The 16245-nt window shown below is 59.6% G+C and carries 14 protein-coding genes and 9 tRNA genes; 21 read left to right on the top strand and 2 right to left on the bottom strand.

Features of this window, described 5'->3' with window-relative positions; translation table 11 throughout:
* A partial coding sequence (gene hemA / locus AB5Y82_RS04040; RefSeq protein WP_368173688.1) for a glutamyl-tRNA reductase occupies positions 1-1069 on the bottom strand: 1069 nt, incomplete at its 3' end.
* A gap of 126 nt (positions 1070-1195) precedes the next feature.
* On the opposite strand from hemA, the gene lolB reads away from it, so the two are divergent.
* The 15 genes from lolB (at position 1196) to AB5Y82_RS04115 (ending at position 9006) form a co-directional block, all read left to right on the top strand.
* Positions 1196-1774 carry a lipoprotein insertase outer membrane protein LolB gene (gene lolB, locus AB5Y82_RS04045; protein WP_111900736.1) on the top strand — a complete coding sequence of 193 codons (579 nt, stop codon included), beginning with the start codon at positions 1196-1198 and terminating at the stop codon, positions 1772-1774.
* Positions 1774-2622, top strand: coding sequence for a 4-(cytidine 5'-diphospho)-2-C-methyl-D-erythritol kinase (gene ispE / locus AB5Y82_RS04050; protein ID WP_111900737.1), 849 nt, complete (start codon positions 1774-1776; stop codon positions 2620-2622). The genes lolB and ispE overlap by 1 nt, the downstream gene beginning before the upstream one ends.
* 1 nt (position 2623) lies before the next feature.
* Positions 2624-2698: transfer RNA gene (locus AB5Y82_RS04055), tRNA-Gln, on the top strand.
* Positions 2699-2890: 192 nt separating this feature from the next.
* Complete coding sequence (locus tag AB5Y82_RS04060) at positions 2891-3838, top strand: ribose-phosphate pyrophosphokinase (RefSeq protein WP_005343846.1); 948 nt, start codon at positions 2891-2893, stop codon at positions 3836-3838.
* Positions 3839-3954: 116 nt separating this feature from the next.
* Positions 3955-5943: a bifunctional UDP-sugar hydrolase/5'-nucleotidase gene (locus AB5Y82_RS04065; RefSeq protein WP_111900738.1), complete on the top strand. Its 1989-nt coding sequence runs from the start codon at positions 3955-3957 to the stop codon at positions 5941-5943.
* A 218-nt stretch (positions 5944-6161) separates the two neighbouring features.
* Entirely contained in the window at positions 6162-6758 is a 597-nt protein-coding gene (gene pth / locus AB5Y82_RS04070; RefSeq protein WP_005334960.1) for an aminoacyl-tRNA hydrolase, read from the top strand.
* Between the two features lie 116 nt (positions 6759-6874).
* The gene (ychF, locus tag AB5Y82_RS04075; RefSeq protein WP_368173689.1) at positions 6875-7966 is read left to right on the top strand and encodes a redox-regulated ATPase YchF; all 1092 of its coding nucleotides are present in this window, start codon (positions 6875-6877) and stop codon (positions 7964-7966) included.
* Positions 7967-8200: 234 nt separating this feature from the next.
* A tRNA-Met gene (locus tag AB5Y82_RS04080) sits at positions 8201-8277 on the top strand.
* Between the two features lie 8 nt (positions 8278-8285).
* Positions 8286-8360 (top strand) — tRNA-Gln (locus AB5Y82_RS04085).
* A 46-nt stretch (positions 8361-8406) separates the two neighbouring features.
* Positions 8407-8481: transfer RNA gene (locus tag AB5Y82_RS04090), tRNA-Gln, on the top strand.
* A gap of 41 nt (positions 8482-8522) precedes the next feature.
* Positions 8523-8597: transfer RNA gene (locus tag AB5Y82_RS04095), tRNA-Gln, on the top strand.
* 39 nt (positions 8598-8636) lie between these two features.
* A tRNA-Met gene (locus AB5Y82_RS04100) sits at positions 8637-8713 on the top strand.
* 10 nt (positions 8714-8723) lie between these two features.
* Positions 8724-8798 (top strand) — tRNA-Gln (locus tag AB5Y82_RS04105).
* Positions 8799-8837: 39 nt separating this feature from the next.
* Positions 8838-8914 (top strand) — tRNA-Met (locus AB5Y82_RS04110).
* An 8-nt stretch (positions 8915-8922) separates the two neighbouring features.
* A tRNA-Leu gene (locus AB5Y82_RS04115) sits at positions 8923-9006 on the top strand.
* A gap of 218 nt (positions 9007-9224) precedes the next feature.
* Here the strand turns inward: AB5Y82_RS04115 and AB5Y82_RS04120 are convergent.
* Complete coding sequence (locus AB5Y82_RS04120) at positions 9225-11057, bottom strand: SLC13 family permease (RefSeq protein WP_047437932.1); 1833 nt, start codon at positions 11055-11057, stop codon at positions 9225-9227.
* A gap of 263 nt (positions 11058-11320) precedes the next feature.
* On the opposite strand from AB5Y82_RS04120, the gene pnuC reads away from it, so the two are divergent.
* From pnuC to AB5Y82_RS04150, 6 genes are all read left to right on the top strand, one after another.
* Positions 11321-12037, top strand: coding sequence for a nicotinamide riboside transporter PnuC (gene pnuC / locus AB5Y82_RS04125; protein ID WP_368173690.1), 717 nt, complete (start codon positions 11321-11323; stop codon positions 12035-12037).
* A gap of 5 nt (positions 12038-12042) precedes the next feature.
* Positions 12043-12768, top strand: a complete 726-nt coding sequence (locus AB5Y82_RS04130) for a nucleoside phosphorylase (RefSeq protein WP_368173691.1) — start codon at positions 12043-12045, stop codon at positions 12766-12768.
* A gap of 105 nt (positions 12769-12873) precedes the next feature.
* Complete coding sequence (locus tag AB5Y82_RS04135) at positions 12874-13545, top strand: Crp/Fnr family transcriptional regulator (protein ID WP_368173692.1); 672 nt, start codon at positions 12874-12876, stop codon at positions 13543-13545.
* 42 nt (positions 13546-13587) lie between these two features.
* The gene (gene yqfB, locus AB5Y82_RS04140) at positions 13588-13911 is read left to right on the top strand and encodes a N(4)-acetylcytidine aminohydrolase (RefSeq protein ID WP_368173693.1); all 324 of its coding nucleotides are present in this window, start codon (positions 13588-13590) and stop codon (positions 13909-13911) included.
* A 67-nt stretch (positions 13912-13978) separates the two neighbouring features.
* Positions 13979-14380: a DUF1622 domain-containing protein gene (locus tag AB5Y82_RS04145; RefSeq protein ID WP_047437940.1), complete on the top strand. Its 402-nt coding sequence runs from the start codon at positions 13979-13981 to the stop codon at positions 14378-14380.
* Positions 14381-14579: 199 nt separating this feature from the next.
* A complete protein-coding gene (locus AB5Y82_RS04150) occupies positions 14580-16220 on the top strand; it encodes an alpha-glucosidase (RefSeq protein ID WP_368173694.1) in 1641 nt (546 codons plus the stop codon).
* Positions 16221-16245: the final 25 nt, after the last annotated feature.

The following is a 16245-nucleotide window of genomic DNA, read 5'->3' on the forward strand; positions in this document are numbered from 1 at the left end:
CTTCATCAGCCACTTGCTGGGACTGATGGCGGTAATCGCGAATGAGATCGACCGAGCTCTGGCCGCGATACCAGCCCATAAACTCGTCGCGCTCTTCCTGCACGATCACTTCCGCCTGCGCGGCAGCCCGTTTACGGGTTTCGAGGTTCTGCTCGATGATCCCCTGCAAATCATCCACCGTGTAGAGATAGGCATCGGAGAGCTCATCGACTTCGGCTTCGATGTCGCGCGGCACGGCAATATCCACCAGAAACATGGGCTTGAAGCGGCGGGCCTTCAGCGCGCGCTCCACCATCCCCTTGCCGATGATGGGCAGGGGACTGGCGGTCGAGCTGATGACAATATCCGCCTCGTGCAGATAGTCGGGGATCTCTTCGAGCGTCATCACCTGGGCACCGAATTCAGCCGCCAGGGTCTGGGCACGCTGCAGGGTGCGGTTGGCCACCATCATCTTGGTGACGTTCTGCTCGCGCAGATGACGGGCCACCAGTTCGATGGTCTCCCCCGCCCCGACCAGCAGTACCTTGGTCTGGGAGAGATCGGAGAAGATCCGCCGACCCAGACTGACGGCGGCAAACGCCACCGACACGGCACTGGCGCCAATCTCGGTATCGGTACGCACTCTTTTCGCCACCGAGAAGGATTTCTGGAACAGCCGCTCCAGCGCCCCCTTCACCGACTCCGCCTGCTGGGCGTGGGCATAGGATTGCTTGATCTGCCCCAGGATCTGCGGCTCCCCCAACACCAGCGAGTCGAGCCCGCACGCCACCCGCATCAGGTGGCGCACCGCCTCTTCATCGTGATGCTGATAGATGGCAGTGACCAGTTCGGCCGCGTCCAGCCCGTGGAACTGCTGCAGCCAGCGCAGCACTTGCTCCTGCCGCGCCTCCTCCAGATTGCAATAGAGTTCGGTCCGGTTGCAGGTGGAGACGATCACCGCCTCGCTGACACCGGGTTGGCTCACCAGCTCACGCAAGGCGCGATCGATGCAGTCCGGGCCAAAGGCGACCCGTTCCCGCAAGGCGACACTGGCGGTGTTGTGGTTGATTCCGAGGGCAAGCAAACTCATGAGTGGGCGACGATCATTTCATACGCTGGGTGCAAAGGCTGCCAATTGTACGAGAAAGGGTAAGTCTTTAAAAGCAATACGGCCGCCCCGTATACTGTGGCAAATTCCTCTCTCTGGAGCCGTCTCTTGCTGCTACGTATTTTTACCCTCACCTGCCTGCTGTTGCTGGCCGGTTGTGCCACTACCCAGCCCCAGCGTGACCAGGTGAACTGGAACCAGGAGCGGGCCCGTCTCGAGCAGCTGACCCACTGGCAGCTATCCGGCAAGATGGCCATCATCACCCCCCAGCAAAAGGGCAGCGCCCGTCTCAACTGGCAGCAGGATGGGGAGGATTATCGCCTCAACCTCACCAGCCTGATTGGCACCAGCATTCTGGAGCTCTCCCGCAGCAAGGGGGAGATCACCCTGCTCGACAGCGACGGCAATCGCCACCAGAGCCAGGATGCCGAAGCGCTCATCTATCAACTGACCGGCTGGAATATTCCGGTTGCGGGATTGCCAGAGTGGATCAAGGGGCTACCAGGTCAGGCGGAGTTTGAACTCAACCCCGACAGCAGTCTGGCCGGCGTGCGCGACGGCCAGTGGCAGATCGTCTATGGCGATTATCGGGATCAGGATGGCTACCGCCTGCCACACCAGCTGACCATGACTGGCCAGAACAGCCGCCTCAAGCTTCAGATCAACCAATGGACTCTTGCACGTTAATGGCTTCCACACGCTGGCCGGCACCGGCCAAACTCAACCTGTTTCTACACGTCAATGGCCGTCGTCCCGATGGCTACCACGAGCTGCAAACCCTGTTCATCTTCCTCAACCACAGCGACTGGCTCGAATTCGAGGTGATACCGAATAGCGACACCCTCACCCTGAGCCCGGCCATTCCCGGGGTGCCGGATGAGCAGAATCTGATTATCCGAGCGGCGCGCCTGCTGCAGGCAAACCTGTCGAGCCCGCAGGGGGCCCATATCCGGCTGGAGAAAGTGCTGCCCATGGGGGGCGGCATTGGCGGCGGCTCATCCGATGCGGCCACCACGCTGGTGGCGCTTAACCACCTCTGGCAAGCAGGTTTGAGTGAAGATGAACTGGCAGCGCTTGGCGTCCAGTTGGGGGCCGATGTGCCGGTATTTGTCCGTGGCAAGGCGGCCTTTGCCGAAGGAGTGGGCGAGCGGCTGCAACCGGTCGAACTGCCCGATGCCTGGTATCTGGTGCTCAAGCCCGATTGCCATGTGGCGACCGCGGCCGTATTCCAGGATCCGGACCTGCCGAGAGCCACGCCAAAAATGGCGCTGGACAACCTGCTGGAAGGCGAGTGGAAAAACGATTGCGAATCACTGGTGAAAAAGCGCCACCCCGAGGTTGCCAATGCGCTCGGCTGGTTGCTAGAATACGCGCCGTCAAGAATGACGGGCACAGGAGCCTGCGTCTTTGCTCAATTTGAAGACGAAGTGACTGCTCGGGAAGTGTTGGCCTGCGTGCCGAAGGGACTTGATGGGTTTGTCGCCAAGGGCGAGAACATATCACCTCTCTTCTCCACATTGCAACAGTTCAAATGATTGGGGTATCGCCAAGCGGTAAGGCAGCGGGTTTTGATCTCGCCATTCCTAGGTTCGAATCCTAGTACCCCAGCCAATTTTACCGAACGGTATTGATGATTAACGTGGCCGGTTTTGCACTCGGCCACGGATTCGGATTACCGGTATCATCACAATCATTGGGCAGCAGACACCTTGTACGTTATCTTGATAAATCGTTTGCCCCAAAACGATAGGGTCTGATTTCAGACTCCCCCACATACTGGATGCAACCCCGAGGTTTCAAACCGTGCCTGACATGAAGCTGTTTGCTGGTAACGCAACGCCGGAACTAGCCCAGAAGATCGCAGATCGCCTGTTTATCAAACTCGGCAATGCTGCCGTAGGTCGCTTTAGCGACGGCGAGATCAGCGTACAGATCAATGAGAATGTACGTGGTGGCGATATCTTCATCATTCAATCCACCTGTGCCCCGACCAACGACAATTTGATGGAATTGATCGTCATGGTGGATGCTCTGCGTCGTGCTTCAGCTGGCCGTATCACTGCCGTTATCCCCTACTTTGGTTATGCCCGTCAGGACCGCCGCGTCCGCTCCGCCCGTGTACCCATCACCGCCAAGGTTGTCGCTGACTTCCTCTCCAGCGTCGGTGTGGATCGCGTGCTGACCGTTGACCTGCATGCCGAGCAAATTCAAGGTTTCTTCGACGTTCCGGTAGACAACGTGTTCGGTAGCCCGGTGCTGCTGGAAGACATGAAGTCCAAGAACCTCGAGTCTCCTGTCGTTGTCTCCCCGGACATCGGTGGCGTCGTGCGTGCCCGCGCCATCGCCAAGCTGCTGGATGACACCGACATCGCCATCATCGACAAGCGCCGTCCCCGCCCGAACGTCTCCCAGGTCATGCACCTGATCGGTGACGTTGCCGGCCGCGACTGCATCATCGTTGATGACATGATCGACACCGGCGGCACTCTGTGCAAAGCCGCAGAGGCCCTGAAAGAGCGCGGTGCCAAGCGTGTATTCGCTTACGCCACTCACCCGGTCTTCTCCGGTTCTGCCGTCGAGAACATCAAGAACTCCGTGATCGATGAACTGATCATCACCGACTCAATCCCGCTCACTGCGGAGATGAAAGCGGTCGGCAAGGTCAAGCAGCTGACGCTGTCAACTGTACTGGCCGAAGCCATTCGTCGCATCAGCAACGAAGAGTCCATCTCTGCCATGTTTGAGCATTGATAGATTCAGCAATAACGAAAACCGCCATCAGGCGGTTTTCGTCTTTCTGGACCGTCTCTTTCCAACTTTCTGCTATCTGGTACGACCCTGCCCCCGGCAGGCTTAAGGATTTACCCATGAATTGCTTGCGTCCCCTCCTGCTCGCGACCCTCACCTCCGCCCTGTTCGCCTGTCAGCCCGCCAAAGAGAACCCGCCCTTCGTGCTGACCCTGGCTCACATGAACGACACCCACTCCCAGTTTGATCCGGTCAATGCGGAGATCAAAGGGCAGATCTTTGCCCAGCAGGGGGAGACGGACACCCTCTATACCCGCTTTGGCGGTTACCCGCGCCTGCTGACCATGGCGAAAGCCTATCAGGCCGATGCGCTGGCCAAGAACCAGCCCTTGCTGCTGCTGCACGGCGGCGATGCCTGGCAGGGCAGTGGCTACTTCAAACTCAACGAGGGGATGGCCAACGCCGAGTTGCTGAGCCAGTTCGGCCTCGATGCCATGGCGCTGGGCAACCACGAGTTCGATCTCGACAACCAGAAGCTGGCCCGCTTCATCGAGGGGGTCAACTTCCCGGTGCTGGCCGCCAACCTCGACACCAAGGCCGATCCGGCCCTCAGCAAGGCTGACAACCTCAAGCCCTTCGTGGTCTACGCCTTTGACGGCAACCAGAAAAGTCCGGTCACCGATCTCGACAACCTGCCGCAAGGCAAACAGCTGGTCGCCGTCATCGGTCTGGTGCTGGAAGACATGGGCAATATCGCCCCCAACGTCGGCAAGCTGCGCTTTGGCAAGGAGGTCGCCTCGGCTCAGGCCACGGTCGACATGCTGCAAGCCAAGGGGATCCACCAGATCGTGGCCCTGACCCACATCGGCAACGAGCGGGATCTGGCGCTGGCCGCCAAGGTAAACGGCCTCGATGCCATCGTCGGCGGCCACTCCCACAGCCTGCTCGGCGATTTTCGCAATATCGGCTGGGGCAAGACCGGCGATTACGCCAAGCTGGTGACCAATCCGGATGGCATCGGCAAAACCTGCGTGGTGCAGGCAGGCTCCTACGCCCAGGCCATCGGTCTGGCACAGGTGACCTTTGACAGCCAGGGTCAGGTGACCGACTGCCAGGGCCACAACAGCCTGCTGGCCAGCCGCGACTTCTTCGCCGATGCGGCGCGCAAGCAAGCGCTCGACGATGCCCGCAGCAAAGAGGCAAGCCAGTTCGTCGACAACCAACCCAATCTGGTGACCGTGGATGAAGATCCGCGCCTGCGCGGCATCATCGACAGCCACTACAAACCGGCGCTGGAGAAAGCCTACGGCCCGGTGATCGGCACCATCCCCGAGCAGCTGCAAAATGCACGTCGCCCCGGCGACAACGGCAGCGACAGCCACGGCTCAGATGTAGCGCCGCTGGTTGCCGAAGGGGAGTTCTACTGGGCCAATACCCCAGCAGTGCAAGCCCTGACCGGCGGCCCGGTCGACTTCGCTCTGGTGGCGGTGGGCGGCGTGCGCGCCGACCTGCCCGCTGGCGAATGGCGCGAGGGGGATAGTGCCCTCACCCTGCTACCGTTCAAGAACCAGCTCTCGGTGCTGACCCTGACTGGTGCCGAAGTGCGCGCCCTGCTGACCGAGACCATCACCGCCACCCTGCCCGCCAGCGCCCATGCCGGCAAGTTCCCCTATGGCGGCCACCTGCGTTACACCTTCCAGGAGACCAACGCAGGCAAGGCGGGCACCCTGACCCAATTGCAGCGCAAGACCGCAAGCGGCGAGTGGCAGGATCTGGTGGATAGCCAGCACTATCGGGTGGTGATGAACGCCTACAGCGCCAACGGCAACGATGGCTGGCAGGCACTGGCCAATGCCCAGCGCCACCAGAGCGAGCGGGTCGACATCGCCAGAGTCAATGGCAAGTTGACCGCCTTCCCGGTGTTGAAGGTGGCACAAAACGGTGAACTGCTGAGCGCCGTCTATGCCCCGGGCCAGCCCCTCGATTGCAAAGCCAGCGGCGTGGATTGCGGCACCGATGCAGCGTCTTTCGTGGAGTATGTGCGCGATGCCCGTCCCACCCTGACCGCACTGGATGAAGAGACCGTCACCCTGCTGCGTACCAAATAACGACGGTAGTCAACCGGGCACAATCCATCGGTAAACTGAAACGGGCCTCTTGCAAGAGGCCCGTTTGCCCACAGTTAGCCACCCATTGGCCGCAATAATGCTGCAAATCACGCCATAACATGCGCATTGGTTGAGTGATCGCCACTCGGCGGCTAGAATATTGCGTCCTATTGCCCTGGGTAGTGTGCCCACGGCAGCTGCGAGTGAAGACATCAAGCGTGACAAGCGAAATCAAACTGATCGTCGGACTGGGCAACCCCGGCCCGGAATATGCCAAGACCCGCCACAATGCGGGCGCCTGGTATGTGGAGCAACTGGCCCGCTGGCACAATGTCAGCCTGCGTGAAGAACCCAAGTTCTTCGGCCATACTGCCCGCATCCTGGTCGAGGGGCAGGATGTGCGGCTGCTCATCCCGAACACCTATATGAACCTCTCTGGCAAGGCGGTGGCCGCACTGGCGCGTTTTTATCAGATTGAACCGGAAGCGATGCTGGTGGCCCATGACGAACTGGATCTGCCGCCTGGCATCGCCAAGTTCAAGCAAGGTGGTGGTCACGGTGGCCATAACGGCCTCAAGGACATTATCGCCAAGATGGGCAACAACAATAACTTCTTCCGGCTGCGTCTCGGGATCGGCCATCCCGGCAGCAAAGAGCAGGTAGCTGGCTTCGTCCTGACCAAGGCCCCCAGCAGTGAACAGAACCTGATCGACGCCGCGCTGGACGAGTCCCTGCGTGCCACCGACATCCTGTTCAAACAAGATATGACCAAGGCCATGAATCGCTTGCACAGCTTCAAGGCTGAAAAGGGTTAGGTCGGTTTGACCCTGTACGGGCATTGTGCCGGTACATGAGCAACGACCAGAACAAGCATGACATGGGCCGCCTGCGGGCGACCCCCAACAGCATCCATCAAGTAAGGTAACAATCCATGGGTTTTAAATGCGGTATCGTGGGCCTGCCCAATGTAGGCAAATCCACCCTGTTCAACGCGCTGACCAAGGCCGGTATCGAAGCCGCCAACTTCCCGTTCTGCACCATCGAGCCGAACACCGGTGTGGTGCCGATGCCGGATCCCCGCCTCGATCAGCTGGCTACCATCATCAATCCGCAGCGCGTTGTGCCGACCACCATGGAATTCGTCGACATCGCCGGTCTGGTTGCCGGTGCCTCCAAGGGTGAAGGTCTGGGTAACCAGTTCCTGGCCAACATCCGTGAAACCGAAGCGATCGGCCATGTAGTGCGCTGCTTCGACGACGAAAACATCATTCACGTTGCCGGCAAGGTCTCTCCCGCTGACGATATCGAAGTGATCAACACCGAGCTGGCCCTGTCGGATCTGGACGCCTGCGAGCGCGCCATTCACCGTCAGTCCAAGCGCGCCAAAGGCGGCGACAAGGATGCAAAGCTGGAAGTGGAAGTGCTTGAGAAGATCAAGGTTGCGCTGGAAAACGGCCAGATGATCCGCGGCATGAAGCTGGATAAAGAAGAGCTGGCCGCCGTGAGCCACCTCAACTTCCTGACCCTGAAACCTACCATGTATATCGCCAACGTGGCGGAAGATGGCTTCGAGAACAATCCCTATCTGGACAAGGTGCGTGAAATCGCCGCCGCCGAGAACGCTGTCGTGGTCGTGGTCTGCTGCGCCATCGAAGCCGACATCGCCGAACTGGACGATGAAGATCGCGCCGAGTTCATGGCTGACCTTGGCATCGAAGAGCCGGGCCTGAACCGTGTTATCCGCTCCGGCTACCAGCTGCTCAACCTGCAGACCTACTTCACCGCCGGTGTGAAAGAGGTACGCGCCTGGACTATTCCGGTCGGTGCTACTGCCCCGCAAGCGGCTGGCAAGATCCACACTGACTTTGAAAAAGGCTTTATTCGCGCCCAAACCATCGCCTTTGAAGACTTTATCAACTACAAGGGTGAGCAAGGCGCCAAGGAAGCGGGCAAGATGCGCGCTGAAGGGAAAGATTACATCGTCAAAGATGGCGATATCATGAACTTCCTGTTCAACGTCTAATCCCATGACAGGCCAGCATTTGCTGGCCTGTTTTTTATCTGCCATTGCCCGGGTAATCATGGCAATGTCTTAAAAAAAACCAGATTGTTTGGCTTTTGCGCAACAGAGACCAATAACTGGTCAAACGCACTCAAATTGCGTTTTTCTGGCAAAAAAAGGGTTGACGCCCCAGAGCCAGATACGCATAATTCGGCCCGCACGGTGACGAGGTAACGACTCACCGGAAGCAAGGTTGGCTATGTAGCTCAGTTGGTTAGAGCATCGCACTCATAATGCGGGGGTCACAGGTTCGAATCCCGTCATAGCCACCATCTCTAGTTGGGGTATCGCCAAGCGGTAAGGCAGCGGGTTTTGATCTCGCCATCCCTAGGTTCGAATCCTAGTACCCCAGCCATTTTTAAAAGTTCTTTGCCAGTCTCGCGACTGTTGAGGAACGCTGTTGGGGTATCGCCAAGCGGTAAGGCAGCGGGTTTTGATCTCGCCATCCCTAGGTTCGAATCCTAGTACCCCAGCCATTTTTGAAAGGTGTTTGATAGTTTCTGTCAGGCATCACTGTTGGGGTATCGCCAAGCGGTAAGGCAGCGGGTTTTGATCTCGCCATCCCTAGGTTCGAATCCTAGTACCCCAGCCATATTTCTGTTCTCGTCCACATCAGTGGTTGATAACAAACGGCTATGTAGCTCAGTTGGTTAGAGCATCGCACTCATAATGCGGGGGTCACAGGTTCGAATCCCGTCATAGCCACCATTATTTCTGTTGGGGTATCGCCAAGCGGTAAGGCAGCGGGTTTTGATCTCGCCATCCCTAGGTTCGAATCCTAGTACCCCAGCCATTTTTCTGTTCTCTTCCACATCTGTGGTCGATAACAAACGGCTATGTAGCTCAGTTGGTTAGAGCATCGCACTCATAATGCGGGGGTCACAGGTTCGAATCCCGTCATAGCCACCATTAATATTGCGGAAGTGGCGAAATTGGTAGACGCACCAGATTTAGGTTCTGGCGCCCTAGGCGTGAGAGTTCGAGTCTCTCCTTCCGCACCATTAATAGCAGTACCAAACAGACCAGCTCACGCTGGTTTTTTTGTATCTGGAATTTGCCTCTCCCCAGTTTTTCTCTCGCTCCTCTATTAACCCGGCTCCACGTTAATTCACGTTCACGTCCCTCTTCATTTATTCCGAGCACGCCTTGCCACTCTTGTCTCCCGGCCATAAAAAAGCGGCCCGCAGGCCGCTGGTGCACACATTCATCATCCCGGTTATCAGAACGGGAAGAACCAGGGGATCGCCACCACGCTGACCGCCATCACCAACAGGGTGAATGGCACCCCAATACGGATAAAATCGGCAAACTTGTAGTTGCCCGGCCCCAGCACCAGGGTATTCACCGGTGACGAGACCGGCGTCATAAAGGCAGCCGAGGCGGCGATGGCAATGGTCATGGCAAACGGATAGGGCGATACCCCCATCTGCTGGGCCGTGCCCAGCGCAATGGGCGCCATCAGCACTGCGGTGGCGGTGTTGGAGATAAAGAGCCCGATCACCGCGCAGAGGGCAAACAGGCTGGCCAGCATTACCCTTGGCCCCATCTCCCCTACCGCATTGATCAGACCACCGACGATCAGATCCACCCCGCCGGTTTTTTGCAGCGCCAGCGCAAAGGGGAGCATACCGACGATGAGGATCAGGGTCGGCCAGTGGATCGACTTGTAGGCACTTTCCATATCGATACAGCGAAACTTGCCCATCAGCAGACAGGCGATCAGCGCGGCAATCACGTTGGGCACCGGATCGGTCACCATCAGCAGGATCATTACTCCAAGACAAAAGAGGGCATGAATGGCCTGGCTGCGGGCGGGAGCCATCTCGTCCACTTCAGCGGGCAACCCCATCAGCAGAAAGTCGCGGCTATGAGTCTGCAACTGTCTGATGTGGCTCCAGTTCCCTACCACCAGCAGGGTATCCCCCATCTGCAACGGCTCGTCCACCAGCTTGCCTGCCAGTGCCTCACCGTCGCGGCGCAGCCCCACCACGCTCAGACCATAGCTGGAGCGGAAGGTCACCTCACGCACGCTTTTACCCAGCAGCTTGGACTCGGGGATCAGCGACACCTCGGCCATCCCCACCTCCCGCGCCTGATCGGAGAAGTACTCCCCGCGCAGGATCATCGGCTCGAGCCGCGCCTCGCTGCAAAACGCCCGCACATCCACCTCGGGGTCTGACATGTCGATCAGCAGCACATCCTTGGCCTGGAACTCACTGATCCCGGACACCGGCACCATCACCCGGCGAAACTTGCGCCAGCGCTCCACCCCGATGACGTGGGCACCATAACGGGCACGCAGTTGCAGCTCGTCCAGGGTGTGACCAATCAGCGGGGAGTCCGGCCGCAGCGCCAGACGACGGGCCCGACCGGCCAGTCGGTAGTCTCGGATGAGATCGCGCAGAGTGCGGCGCCCGGTCGGCTTGCCCTTGCCCTCTTCCCCTTCGCCCACCAGGGAGCCGCGCACCAGCAGCATGTAGAGGATGCCCAGCCCCAGGATCAGCACGCCCATAGGGGTGAAATCGAAGAACCCGAAGCCGTGAATGCCGTGGCGCATCAGTTCGCTGTTGACCACCATGTTGGGGGGCGTGGCCACCAGCGTCATCATGCCGCTGATCAGCCCGGCAAAACCGAGGGGCATCATCAGGCGACCGGCCGGGATCCCCATCCGGTTCGCCACGCTCAGCACCACCGGGATAAAGATGGCCACCACCCCGGTGCTGCTCATCACAGCCCCCAGACTTGCCACCGCCACCATCAGCAACACCAGCAGCTTGGTCTCGCTGCTGCCCGCCACCTTCACCAATGCATCCCCCACCTGATAGGCGATGCCGGTGCGAACCAGCCCCTCACCCACCACAAACAGGGCGGCAATCAGAATGACGTTGGGATCGCTAAAGCCCGCCAGCGCCTCCGGCAGGGTGAGGGTGCCGCTCAGCACAAAGAGGATAATGATCAACAGGGCGACCACATCCATGCGCACCTTGTTGGTCATGAAGAGATAGATGGCGCCAGCCAGCAGACAGAGCACCCAGACAAGCTCGGAATTCAATACAACCTCCTTTTATCACGTGATTCTCCTCCCGGAGAGTGGACTCTATCAGACCACAGCCACGGCGCTATCATCTTGCTACATATCAATAAAGTCCGGCCCGCCGGGGCCCCATAACCCATCACTGCTGGAATAACCGGGCAGCAGCGGCGATTTCTTTGATATGGGCCAAGCCCGGGGCGGACAAAAGTCCTGCCCCTCCTCCCCCTCACCCCTTAGAATGGCGCCCTCGCATACTAACCCTCATGCCCAAGGATCAGAAAATGAGCATATTCGAGCTGTTCAGCATCAATAACACGCTAGTGACCATACCGCTGGGTGGCGGCTATGCCATGTCATGGATTGAAGCCATCGGCACCCTGTTTGGTCTGGCCTGTATCTGGTTCGCCAGTCAGGAGAAAACCATCAACTACCTGTTTGGCCTGATCAACGTCAGCCTGTTTGCCATCATCTTCTTCCAGATCCAGCTCTACGGACTGTTGATGCTGCAGCTGTTCTTCTTCTGCGCCAACGTCTACGGCTGGTACGCCTGGACCCGCCCGGCCAACGATCAGGGGGATACCCTGCAGATCCGCTGGCTCAGCAAATCCAAACTGATGGTGACCGCCGTCGTGAGCGTGCTGGCCATCGCTCTGCTGACCCGCTATATCGACCCGGTCTTCGCCACCCTGGCGCGCACCTCGGTCTCCCTGCTCAACCTGTTTGGTGCCAACCTTGCTACCCCCGTGCCTTCACCCGATGCCTTCCCGTTCTGGGATGCCAGCATGACGGTGCTCTCGGTGGTCGCCCAGATCCTGATGACCCGCAAATACGTGGAGAACTGGATCCTCTGGGTCGTAATCAACATCATCAGCATCGGTGTCTATGCCGCGCAGGGCGTCTACGCCATGTCGCTCGAATATCTGATCCTGCTGTTTATCGCCGCCAACGGCACTCGCCTCTGGGTGATTGCCGCCAAGCGCCAGCCACAAGGTCTGTAAAAACCATGACTCTGTTACCCCATCTTCAGTGCCGCCCCGAGCAGATTGCCGAGCGGGTGGTACTGTGCGGCGACCCGGCCCGGGTCGATCGCATCGCCAGCCAGCTCGAACAGTGTGAAGTGCTGGGGCAAAACCGGGAGTTCCGCCTCATCAACGGATCCTATCAGGGGCTGCCCATCACGGTCTGCAGCACCGGCATCGGTGGCGCCTCGGCCATCATAGCGCTGGAGGAGCTGGTACAAGCCGGCGCCCGCTCGCTGATCCGGGTCGGCTCCGCCGGTGCCCTGCAGCACGACATCGGCCTTGGCGACCTTATCGTGGTGGAAGGGGCGGTTCGCAATGAGGGGGCCTCACAGGCCTATCTGCCCGCCGAGTACCCCGCCTGCGCCGATATCTGGCTGCTGGCCGCCTTGCTCAACCATGTAGCGACCGGCAGCCAGCCTCATTGGCACGGGCTGGTACGCTCCCACGACAGCTTCTATCGGGATGACGAGCAGGAGGTGTGCCGCTACTGGCATGCCCGTGGCGTGCTCGGCGCTGACATGGAGACCGCCTCCCTGCTGACCGTGGGTCGCCTGCGCAAGGTGCGGGTCGCCGCCGTGCTCTGCAACGTGGTGCTATTCGAGCAGGATGTGCAACAAGGGGTGGCGGATTACGCCAGCGCCGAACAGGCGATGATGGCCGGTGAGCAGCAAGCCATCGCCGCCGCCCTCCACGCTCTGGTGCAATAACCCGCAAACCGTTAACTGCGGCACATCCGCTACCGTGCGGGCTGGTATCCGGCCCGCACTCTTGCTAGCCTCATGGCCCTCGTCATCCGGTGCGACAGGCAAGTCATGCAGCAACAGCCCTACCCCCTCGGCCGTTTTCACGCCGAACTCCAGCAGCTTGAACCCCGCTTTGCCGCGGCGCTCGACGCCTGCACCCTGTTTCTGCGCCGTTACCTGCCGGGCGAATTGATCATGCGGCAGGGGGAGCAGAGCGAGCAGCTCTATCTGGTCGAACATGGCCGGGTCTCCCTCAACAGCACGGTACACTCTGGCCGCCGCTTCCAGCTTGGCGAAATTGAGTGCCACAGCCAAATCTTCGGCGAGATGGAGTTCTTCAGCGCCACCCCGGTGCAGTGGAACGTAGTGGCCGAGACCGAGCTGGACGCCCGGGTCATCTGCGCCCACAAGCTGGCCCAGCGGCTGCTGGCCGAGCCCGAGCTGACCCTCTTCTTCGCCGCGGCGCTTGCCAGCGACTATCTCGATACCCTGGAGATCACCACCAGCCGGCTGCTCCACCCCATCGCCTACAACATCGCCTATGAGTTGTGGCGTGAACGCCAGCGCACTCCGATGCTGGGATCGCGCAAGCGGGCTCATGAGGCGGCCCGCTTCGGCACCACCGAGCGGGTCTACCGCCGCGCCCTCAAGGAGCTGGTCGAACAGGGCATAGTTGCCGACGGCAGCAATGGCCCCGTTATCGCCGATCTGGCCAGGTTGCGCGCCTATCTCGACCTTTGATTTCCATTCACCTCATTTCGATTCACCCTGTCAGGAGTCACCATGTCTGCCCATCCCTATCCCGAATTCACCTTCTTCAGCCGCTTCGTCGCCGATATTCAGGCGGGCCGCAAGACCATCACCATCCGCGACGAAAGCGAGGCCAACTGGCAACCCGGCCAGCGGCTGGCGCTGTTCACCAACCCGGAGCACCAGCCCTTTGGCACCATAGAGGTACTCTCGGTCAAGACTGTCGCCTTCGATGAACTGAACGACGAGCACGCCCGTCAGGAGAACATGACCCTCCCCGAGCTCAAACAGGTGATCCGCGATATCTACCCCGATCTGCCTCCGCTCTATGTGATTGAATTCAAAATGATTGCCTGAGCCGGATTTGGCCTTTGCCGAGCGATGTGTTAATAGTGTCCTCTTTTGAATCATGGAGGTGACCCGAGTGTTTGAGATAGCGAGCCTGAAAGAGGGGATGATGCACGGGGTCGAGCTGTTCCAGCTGCTGCTGGAGATCATCTCCATTGCCTGCGTGGTGATAGGGCTAGGCAAGACCCTCTGGCTGGCGGCAAGAGTGCGGGATCACCAGCCCGGCTTTCCGCGCATTCGCCTCTGTTTTGGCAGCTGGCTCATTCTGGCGCTGGAGTTCCAGCTCGCCGCCGATATCCTGGCCACCACGGTCGCACCGAGCAAGGAGGAGCTGATCCGCCTTGCCATCATCGCGGTGATCCGCACCTTCCTGAACTACTTCCTCGGCAAGGAGCTGGAAGCACAAGCGGAGCGCCAACAAGAGAAGGCAGAACGCCAGCAGGAGCAGCGCAGCGAGCAGGCCAAGGCTGCTCAATAACCAGTATTCCTGCATAGCATCAACGCTAAGTGCCGTGTCATCCCGACCACAGCCGTGGCTTGGGATGGCACCTTTGTGACCCTTCCCGCACTTTTGGCAATCAGCCAACTATGGAACCCTTTTCAAGGTTTCCCCTGCCCTGTCGAGTACCCGTTCATCTGCGTAAGATAGAAAATCTTCTCCCCAACCGGCCAAGCTGATGAATACGCACTCCCTTCACACGCCCGATATAGACCTCGATAGCTGTGTCATCTACCAGATCTACCCCATGAGTTTTCAGGACCGCGATGGCGACGGCATGGGCGATATCAACGGCATCCGTCAGCGCCTCGACTATCTGGCCACCCTCGGGGTCGATATGCTCTGGCTCACCCCCATCTATCGCTCCCCCAAGCGGGACAACGGCTATGACGTGGCGGACTACCGTGCCATCGACCCCGCCTTCGGCACCCTGACCGAGATGGAGCAGCTGATAGCCGAAGCTGCCGCTCACGGCATCGGCATCATGATGGATATCGTCGCCAACCACACCGCCACCGAGCACGAATGGTTTATGAAGGCACTGGCCGGGGATCCCTGCTATCAGGACTACTACGTATTCCGGGATCAAGCCTTTGTCGATGCTCACCCAATCACCTCGATTTTTGGCGGCAGCGGCTGGCAGTATGTGCCAGAGCTTGATCGCTACTACCTGCACAACTTCGATCCCAGTCAGGCCGATCTGGACTGGGACAACCCGGCGGTGCGTGCCGAAATGGCAGAGGTGATCAACTTCTGGCTGGGCAAAGGGATCAAGGGATTTCGCTTCGATGTGATCGATATGGTGAGCAAGGAGTGGGACCGGCTTGCCATGAGCAACGGCCCGCGCCTGCACGACTATATCCGCGAGCTCAATGCCGCGAGCTTCGGCGGCAAGGGGATCATTACGGTGGGGGAGACCTGGGGAGCCGATCTCGCCCATATGCAGAACTATTCGAACCACGACGGCAGCGAGTTCAGCATGGTATTCAACTTCGAACATCTGGGGCTGGGCAGTGACAAGTGGTCATCCCGCTTCGATCCCCTCACCTTCAAGCGAGCCATGGCCCACCACCAGCAAGGGCTACACGGGCGTGGCTGGAACAGCCTGTTTCTCGGCAACCACGACCTGCCCCGCGCAGTCTCCCACTTTGGCGATGACAGACCCGAGTGGCGTGAAACCAGCGCCAGGCTGTGGGCCATGGTGCTGCACCTGATGCAAGGCACGCCCTTTATCTATCAGGGGGAGGAGCTCGCCATGACCAATCGCCACTGGCAAACCGATGAACTGCGCGATGTGGAGGCCATCAACTACTGCGCCAGCCAGTCAGGGCTGGATCCTGCCGAGCTGAGTCGGCGGCTCGATGCCATCGGCCGTGACAACGCCCGTACCCCGATGCAGTGGGACGCCGGCCCCCACGCCGGTTTCAGCTCCACCACGCCCTGGATCGCCCTCAACACCAACTACATTGAAATCAACGCTGCCGAGCAGCTGGCCCGCCCCGACTCCCCGTTTCACTGCTATCGCCAGCTCATCGCCCTGCGCAAGGCCCACCCTGTCGTTCGCCACGGCAATTTCGAGCTGCTGGATGGGGATGATCCCGAGCGCATCAGCTATCGCCGCCACTGGCAGGATCCGGCCAGCGGAGAGCGGCACACCCTGCTGCTACTCGCCAATCTCACGGCGACCCCCTTGCCGATGCCCCACTTCGACAAGGTGACAGACAAGATGCGGTTGCTGCTGGCCAATTACCCAAGCGAACTACTGCCACTCTTCGCCCCTTATCAGTGCGCCATCTGGCTGCAAGTGGAGCGGGGTTAACCCCGTGCTGACGGGCCATGTCAAT

It is taken from the genome of Aeromonas sp. s13 (genome assembly GCF_040907905.1).
GTDB classification, from domain to species: domain Bacteria; phylum Pseudomonadota; class Gammaproteobacteria; order Enterobacterales; family Aeromonadaceae; genus Aeromonas; species Aeromonas veronii.

Coding starts and splice junctions, on each gene's coding strand:
- ispE (WP_111900737.1), top strand. CDS start 1,774: ATGGCTTCCACACGCTGGCCGGCACCGGCCAAACTCAACCTGTTTCTA.
- AB5Y82_RS04065 (WP_111900738.1), top strand. CDS start 3,955: ATGAATTGCTTGCGTCCCCTCCTGCTCGCGACCCTCACCTCCGCCCTG.
- ychF (WP_368173689.1), top strand. CDS start 6,875: ATGGGTTTTAAATGCGGTATCGTGGGCCTGCCCAATGTAGGCAAATCC.
- pnuC (WP_368173690.1), top strand. CDS start 11,321: ATGAGCATATTCGAGCTGTTCAGCATCAATAACACGCTAGTGACCATA.
- AB5Y82_RS04130 (WP_368173691.1), top strand. CDS start 12,043: ATGACTCTGTTACCCCATCTTCAGTGCCGCCCCGAGCAGATTGCCGAG.
- AB5Y82_RS04135 (WP_368173692.1), top strand. CDS start 12,874: ATGCAGCAACAGCCCTACCCCCTCGGCCGTTTTCACGCCGAACTCCAG.
- yqfB (WP_368173693.1), top strand. CDS start 13,588: ATGTCTGCCCATCCCTATCCCGAATTCACCTTCTTCAGCCGCTTCGTC.
- AB5Y82_RS04150 (WP_368173694.1), top strand. CDS start 14,580: ATGAATACGCACTCCCTTCACACGCCCGATATAGACCTCGATAGCTGT.